The 7,351-nt window shown below is 71.3% G+C and carries 5 protein-coding genes; 2 read left to right on the top strand and 3 right to left on the bottom strand.

Features of this window, described 5'->3' with window-relative positions; translation table 11 throughout:
* Positions 1 to 2,024, top strand: a 2,024-nt coding sequence (locus tag Q0A33_RS12115) for an NHL domain-containing thioredoxin family protein (protein ID WP_291796967.1), incomplete at its 5' end; no start/stop codon positions are given.
* A 433-nt stretch (positions 2,025 to 2,457) separates the two neighbouring features.
* The gene (locus Q0A33_RS12110; RefSeq protein WP_291796964.1) at positions 2,458 to 2,853 is read left to right on the top strand and encodes a type II toxin-antitoxin system VapC family toxin; all 396 of its coding nucleotides are present in this window, start codon (positions 2,458 to 2,460) and stop codon (positions 2,851 to 2,853) included.
* Between the two features lie 134 nt (positions 2,854 to 2,987).
* Here Q0A33_RS12110 and Q0A33_RS12105 read toward each other — a convergent pair whose 3' ends face one another.
* Genes Q0A33_RS12105 through Q0A33_RS12095 form a run of 3 tightly spaced genes read right to left on the bottom strand, consistent with a single transcriptional unit; the run spans position 2,988 to position 7,140 of the window.
* The gene (locus Q0A33_RS12105; RefSeq protein ID WP_291796961.1) at positions 2,988 to 3,962 is read right to left on the bottom strand and encodes a hypothetical protein; all 975 of its coding nucleotides are present in this window, start codon (positions 3,960 to 3,962) and stop codon (positions 2,988 to 2,990) included.
* Positions 3,963 to 3,981: 19 nt separating this feature from the next.
* The gene (locus tag Q0A33_RS12100) at positions 3,982 to 5,319 is read right to left on the bottom strand and encodes a hypothetical protein (RefSeq protein WP_291796957.1); all 1,338 of its coding nucleotides are present in this window, start codon (positions 5,317 to 5,319) and stop codon (positions 3,982 to 3,984) included.
* Positions 5,320 to 5,337: 18 nt separating this feature from the next.
* Positions 5,338 to 7,140 (bottom strand): LPXTG cell wall anchor domain-containing protein, encoded by a 1,803-nt coding sequence (locus tag Q0A33_RS12095; RefSeq protein ID WP_291796954.1) that lies wholly within the window; start codon positions 7,138 to 7,140, stop codon positions 5,338 to 5,340.
* Positions 7,141 to 7,351 lie beyond the last annotated feature (211 nt).

Raw genomic sequence — 7,351 nt, 5'->3', positions numbered from 1 at the left:
TGAACTCCGGCGGCAAGGACCTGACCCTGGCCGATCTGCGCGGAAAGGTCGTTCTCCTCGACTTCTGGACCTTCTGCTGCATCAACTGCCTCCACGTCCTCGACGAGCTGCGTCCGCTCGAGGAGAAGTACGGGGACGTGCTCGTCACCATCGGCGTGCACAGTCCCAAGTTCGAGTTCGAGCGCACGGTGGAGGCCGTCGACCAGGCCGTGGAGCGCTATCAGGTGGAGCACATCGTCCTCGACGACCCGGACCTCGTCACCTGGCAGGCCTACACCGCCCGCGCCTGGCCCACGCTGGCGCTCATCGACCCGGAGGGCTACCTCGTCGCCTCGCTGTCCGGTGAGGGGCACTCGGCCGGCCTCGCGTCTCTCATCGAGGACCTCGCCGCCGAACACGAGGCCAAGGGCACCCTTCACCGCGGCGACGGTCCCTACGTCCCGCCGGCGCCGGCCGAGCGCGACCTCTCCTACCCCGGCAAGGTCATCCGCCTGCACGACGTCCCCGGCCACGAGGGCAACCTCCTCGTCGCGGACTCCGGCCACCACAGCCTCGTCGAGTACGACCCCACCGGAGCGCGGATCCTCCAGCGGATCGGCACCGGGGAGCGCGGCAGCACTGACGGCGGGCTTGCGGAGGCGCAGTTCTCCGAGCCCGGCGGCCTCACCGAACTCCCGCGGGAGCTTGCGGAACAGCTGGGCTGCGACCTCGTGGTCGCTGACACCGTGAACCACCTGCTGCGGGGCGTCCGGCTGGGCGTTGCGCCTACGGAGGCCGGTGCCGAGGCCCGCTCGCCTGCCGCGGCTGACTCCGCCGAGGCCGCCTCCCGGCGGGAGTCCGGCTCCGTCACCACGCTGGCCGGCACCGGCGCGCAGTTCATGGTGGGAGCCAACGACAACGTCACCGACGAGCCCGGAGCTCAGGCACCCTTCGACGCCCCGGCGACCGGCATCAAGCTCTCCAGCCCCTGGGACGTCCTGTGGGTGCCGCAGACCCAGAAGGTCGTCGTCGCGATGGCGGGCAACCACACCCTCTGGGAGTTCGACCCGCTGACCGCGCGCATCCGCCAGCTCGCCGGCACCATGAATGAGGGCCTGCGCGATGCCGATTCCGGCGAGACCGCGTGGTTCGCCCAGACCTCGGGCCTCGCGCTCGCCGCCGACGGCTCGGTCCTGCTCGCGGACTCGGAGACCTCCGCCCTGCGCACTCTGGACCCGGCCTCGGGCGCGGTGTCGACGCAGGTGGGAGTGGGTCTCTTCGACTTCGGCTTCCAGGACGGCCCTGCCGCCGAGGCCCGCCTCCAGCACCCCCTCGGCGTCGCGGCGCTGCCGGACGGCTCCGTGGCGATCGCGGACACCTACAACGGTGCCGTGCGTCGCTACGACCCGGTGAAGAACGAGGTGACGACGCTGGCGCGCGGCCTCGCCGAGCCCAGCGACATCCTCGTCGTCCGCGCGGGAGACGAAACCGGACCCGCGGGAGCCGGTGCCTCCGGTGTGGGCACGGCGGCCTCGGGCACGGGCACTCCCAGGGGTGAGGGCGCAGGTGCAGGCGAGGCCCACCTGCTCGTGGTGGAGTCCGCGGCGCACCAGCTCACAGCGGTGACCATCCCCAAGGAGGCGCAGGTCGTGGCGGAGGGCGCACAGCAGTCCTCGCGTCCGGCCACGGAGATCGGGACGGGGCACCTCGACCTCGAGGTGGCGTTCACGGTGCCCAAGGGGCAGAAGCTCGACGACCGCTGGGGCGACCCCACCCACCTCCAGGTGTCCTCGACCCCGCCGGAGCTCATCGCGGAGGGGGCCGGCGGCGAGGACGGGCTCACGCGCACCGTCCGGTTCAACCCGGAGATCACCTCGGGAGTCCTGCACATCACGGTGCGCGCGGCGGCATGCGACGGTGAGCCCGGCGGGGAGATCCCGCTGCACGCGGCCTGCCACCTCTACCAGCAGGACTGGGGCATCCCGGTGAATCTGGTGGACGGCGGCGAGACGGCGCTCCGTCTGGACCTCCGCGGCACGGACTGAGGCTCTTTCCTCTGGACGGTCTGGCATCTCCGGGTCCCAGAACCCCGGGCCCGGGCCCACTGGAACCCCGAGCCCTCCGGCCCCCTCCTCCGCAAGTTACGTCTGCGTAGCGGCCGCTCTGCACGGCCGCTACGCAGACGTAACTTGCGGGTGGGGAGGGGTGCGAACTCTTGTGCATGTGATTCTGATGAAGGCATCATTGAAGCATGACGATGATACAAGTGCGCAACGTGCCTGACGACCTGCATCGCAAGCTCAAAGTGCGTGCGGCGGCGGAGGGGATCACACTCTCGGACCTGGCGTTGAATGAGCTGAGACGTGCCGTCGCGGCACCGAGCCCCAGTGAGTTGCGGGCGAAGTTCGCTGCACGTCCGATCCGTCCCTACAACGGCGAGACTCCCGCAGAGTCGACGCGGGCGGAACGCGATTCGAGGTGATCGTTCTCGACACGTCGGCAGCGGTCGAACTGCTTCTGGCGCTCCCGCTCTCGCATCGTGTCGCGGCCAGGCTGGAGGACGCACAGTGGCAGATCGCTGCACCCCAGCTCATCGTCGTCGAGACGCTGCAGGTGCTTCGCAGGCGCGTGGCGGCAGAGATCTCCACGCTGGAGGAGGCAGAGGAAGCGCGGGCTCTGCTTCAGGATCTGAATATCCGCTACTTCGACCACACACTCCTCGCGGAGCGGACGTGGCAGCTGCGTTCCAACCTGAGCGCGTACGACGCGAGCTATGTCGCACTGGCCGAACTTCTCGATCTGGAGCTGCTGACGACGGATGCGCGCCTCGCGCATGCCCCCGGGCACAGTGCGCGGGTCCACCTGATCACGTGAACCCCGTGCGGCTCCGCCCCGCAAGTTACGTCTGCGCAGCGGCCGTGATGGGCGGCCGCTGCGCAGACGTAACTTGTGAGGTGGAGGAGGAGCCAGTGGCGCGGAGAGAGGCGGCGCTGCAGCCCCGCCCCGCACTACCGCACGGCCTGGGTGCCGCTGGCGAGTCCCGGCGTGAGCGGAACGATCGAAGGCCCGCCGTCCTCCACATTCACCGCGGCGGTGAAGGTGAACCGCACCGTCTCGTCGAAGTCCGACTCCGTCGCCGTGACGATGTCCCGGTACCGCCCCTTGATCTGCGCCACCCCGCTCGCCGGCGCCACCACCAGGCGATTTCGCTCCGAGCGCAGGCGCACGGCCGGGTAGCTCACCATCTCCCAGGACACGTCGCCGAGGATCTCGTTGTCCGAGTCGTAGCCGAACGTGCAGCCCGTGGGCAGGAGCGTCTTCGCCTCCACGCACTCGTCCAGGTGCGCGTGCACGAGCTCCTCGGCCTCCTCTCGCAGCTGCTCCGTGGGCTGTGGGGCCAGACGTGTGCTGAGCTCCTCGCCGGGTTCCAGTGCGGTCACGCTCTCCACGGAGGAGCGGAAGTACTCCTGTGCGAAGCCCACGTTGTACTCGACCGGGAACAGCACGGGCAGACCCTCCCGGTCCACCTCGATGTCCGCGCTGTTGAGGCGCACGGCGGAGGCACCGTCGATCTCGAGCTCGAGCCGCGGCAGCTCGCCCACGTCGATGAGCCAGCGGTGGTAGAGGCCCCAGGTCCCGTCGTCGCGGGTGAGTTCGAACTCCTGGCTCCGGGTGGATCCGGCGAGGTCGTACTCGGCGGTGACGACGGCGCGGCGCCCCTCCGTCTCCGACCGGGTCACGTCCACCCGCTCCGGCAGTGAGGGTGCGCCGGCGAGGGCGTCATCCGTGAGCGCGGCGGCGTTCTCGATCGTCCCGGTCAGCAGGCGCGCACGGGCCCCCTCCGCGTCCCCTGCCGCGATGTCGCCCAGATAGGAGGCCACCGCACGCGCGGGCGAGTAGACGAGGAGGTTGAGCGCGGGCACGCTCGCCGCGGTGAGGGCCAGCGCTGCCAGCCCCGCGATCGCCGTCGTCCTCACCCTCATGCCGATGTCCCTCCCGTGCTCACTCCTCGACCGGCCAGACGTGGATGCGCTCGGTGTCCACCTCGGCCCACAGCCTGGCACCCACCGTCAGGTTCCGCAGCTGCTCCGGCACGCTGCCGCCGAGGCCGGGGTGCAGGAGCGCCCAGCCGGTCCCGTCCGCGGAGGTTCCTGCTCCGTCCGCCGTGCCCGAGGCCTCGGCCCGGTTCTCCGCCGCGTTCGCCTGCGGGCCGTCAGCGGTGTCCGTGGGCAGGCTGTCCCCGGTGTCCGTGGGCAGGCCGCCCGCGGCCTCGGCGACGGCCTGCCATGCCCGCCGCGGCGAGGCGTCCAGGACGTCTGCGACCAGCGGCAGGCCCGCCTCGGTGTCCACGGGGGAGAGCCGGACCTGGAGGGTGCTGCCCTCGTCCCGCACGCCCACCACCAGCACCTCGAACACGGCTTCGCCGGAGAACGCGGGATCGAACTCGTCGAGGGAGAGCGTCACGGCGTCGGTGGGGATCGCCAGGTAGACCTTGCCGTCGAGCTCGGTGCGCCTGCGCACCTGGGAGTGGCCGATGCTCAGCCAGCCCTTCCGCGCGAGGCCGGACATCACATTGGCGCCGCCCAGCGCGGCGCTGAGGCCGCCGCGGGGCATGCCGAAGATGGTCCGGGCGTCACCGGCCTGCGCCACCTGCTCCGCATCGAGTTCGATGATCCGCGCACCCGTGACGACGGCGTCGACGGGGGAGTCCGTGCTGAGCACCGCGCCCAGGCCGCGGGCGTGCACCGCGCGCAGGAGGGCGGTGCGGAGTCCAGAACGCAGATGGCCGGGCACTCCGGCGAGAGGGGAGGGGAGGACGAGATGGCTGATCCCGTCGGTGCCCGTGAGCGTCACCGCGGCGAGGAGGAGCCGGGTGCGCGCGGCCGTGTCCAGGGAGCTCAGCCGGGTGCGCGCGGTGACGGAGCCGCTCAGCCCGGCGTCCCGGAGCGCCGCCCGCAGACGCGAGCGGGAGCCCGTGCCGGTGGTCCGGCGCAGCCAGGTTCCCACACGCAGCCGCGACGGTTCGGGACGCGCGACCTCCCGCGCGCCGGGGAGTTCCGCGACGGCACGCAGAACGGCGGTGACGTCCTCGGCTCGCCCCATGAGCACGAGGTCGTCACCGCCGTTCAGCGGAGTCGCGGACAGCGGTGCGCCGGAGAGGCGGAGGCCGCTCAGGTCGAGGGACCTGGCAGCGGCCGTCCCCTCACCGAGCACGGTCGTCCGTGCCGCGGCGGTGCCGGTGCTCCCCGTCGCTGTGGGAGCGCCGGCGGAATCGCCGAGGCCGGGCTGTGCTGTCAGTGCGTCTGTCCCTGCTGCGGGTGCGGTGCTGTGTGGGTCCACCCCCGCATTATCCCCCGGTCAGAGACCGGCGGGATCGGTGCCCCTGCTGCGGCGGCGTGTCACCACGACTGCGGCCGCGCCCACCGCGATGAGACCGGCGCCCAGGGCGAGGCCCGTGAGCTCGGTGCCCGTACGGGGGAGGTCCGAGGCGCTGCCGGACGACTGCGAGCCGCTGCCCGAGGCCTGCGAGCTCGAGTCGCCGCTGCCGGAGCCGCTGCCGCCGGCGCTGCCCGCGTCATCGCTGCCGCTGGTGTCCTCACCGGCCGCAGCGGGCTCCTCGGACTGTGCCGCGGACGGCTCGTCCTTCTCGCCCTCGGCATCGGACGCCTTCGAGCCGGACTTCTCGGAGTCGTCCTCCTCGACGGTGCCCTTGCCGCCGTCCTCGCTCTGCGAGCCGGACTGGTTCTCGCCGGAGCCGGAGCCGCCCTCGTCCCCGGACTCGGGGCGGTTCGGCACGTCGATCTGCGGACCGGTCTGGCCCTTGTCGTCCGCCCCGTTCGCGCCGTCCTTCTCCGAGCCCTTGCCGGAGTCCTCGGCGTCCTTGCCGCCGTCGTTCTCCACCTCGGTGCCGTTGGTGGTGACGGTGAAGCTGCCCTCCTCCTCGAACTCCTCACCGGTCGCATCCGTGCCGGAGACGTACACGCCGTACCAGCCCAGCACGGGCTTGGACTCGGAGTGGATGGTGAACACCACGGCACCGGAGGCGTTGGTCGACTTCTTGGTGCGGAAGCGCTCCACCTTGCCCTGGGCGTGGGCGATCTCGAGGTGGACGTCGGAGCTCTGCTCGGCGCCCGTGACCTCGATGGTCACACCGCCGTCCGCGGCGGCGAACTCCTCGGAGGTGACGGCGCGCGGCGAGATGGAGAGGCCGAGGTCCTCCACGGGCGCGGCGGACTCGGACGGCGTCGCCGTCTCAGTGGGCTCCGCGGATTCGCTCGGCTCCGCGGTCTCCGTGGGCTTTGCGGTCTCCGTGGGCTCTGCGGTCGGGGTCGCCGTCTCCGTGGGCTTCGGGCTCGCAGAGGGGGTGGCCGACGGAGAGGCCGTCTCCGTGGGAGCGGCGGTCTCGCTCGGCTGCTCCGTGGGCGTGGCGCTCGGCGTGGGCTCCGCGGACCGGCTCGGCGTCTCCGAAGGCGTGGCGGACGGCGTCGCGCTGGGCGACGCTGTCTCCGTGGGAGCGGCGGACTCCGTGGGAGCGGCGGACTCGCTCGGCGCTGCCGACTCGCTCGGCGCTGCCGACTCGCTCGGCTCCGCGGATTCACTCGGCTCCGCGGTCTCCGAGGGCTGCTCGCCGCCTTCGACCTTCTCCACGACCTCGAAGGTGACCTTCTCCGTGCGCTTCTCCGACTTGAGGTCCGTGAGGTAGAGCGAGTAGGTGCCCACCGGGACCTTCGCGCCCTCCGTGGCGGTGAAGAAGTAGCGGCCGTTGACCTCGCCCTCGCTCGTGACGGTGAGCGGGGTCTCCGGGCTGTACTCGGTGCCGTCCGTGCCCACGACGGTCACGGTGGCCTTCTCATCGGGGGTGAAGTGCTTGCCGGAGAACCGGATGCCCTTCTTCTCGTCGGCGATGTCCGCCTGCGAGACCTGGTCGGCTTCGACGATCGCCTCGGGATCGCCCTGTTCGGCGTCCTCGGAGCTCTTCGCCTCGTCGGTGGAGTCCTCGGTGGGATCCTCTGTCGCAGTCGGCTGCTCACTGGGGGGCAGGGTTGCCTTCGGAGCGGTGAACTCCGGCACCGGAGTGGTCGCGACTGCGGGAACGGCGATGAAGCCGGAAACAGCGGCGGCTACTGCGGGGGCAAGAACAAGACTCTTTGAAGTCTTCACAGTATGTGCCTTTCGGTCGTAGGGAACACGACCGCACACGTTCGATCCTCCCGGCACCCTCTGGCTGAGAAGGGGAAGGCACCAACGTGCACGGGCGTAGACAGTAGCCCACTGTATGGCATGGAAGCGGCGACTTCGAGGATCTCGCGGGAACTACACGCATGGAATTCGGCGCTCCGATCTGCGGACCATCTGCCGGGTGCGGTCTTCC

This window comes from Brevibacterium sp. (assembly GCF_022712115.1).
Taxonomy (GTDB): Bacteria; Actinomycetota; Actinomycetes; order Actinomycetales; family Brevibacteriaceae; genus Brevibacterium; species Brevibacterium salitolerans.
This window is presented reverse-complemented; position numbering and strand designations above follow the sequence as displayed.

Excerpts from the sequence above, each read along its gene's own strand:
- Q0A33_RS12105 (WP_291796961.1), bottom strand. The coding sequence starts at position 3,962 with ATGAGGGTGAGGACGACGGCGATCGCGGGGCTGGCAGCGCTGGCCCTC.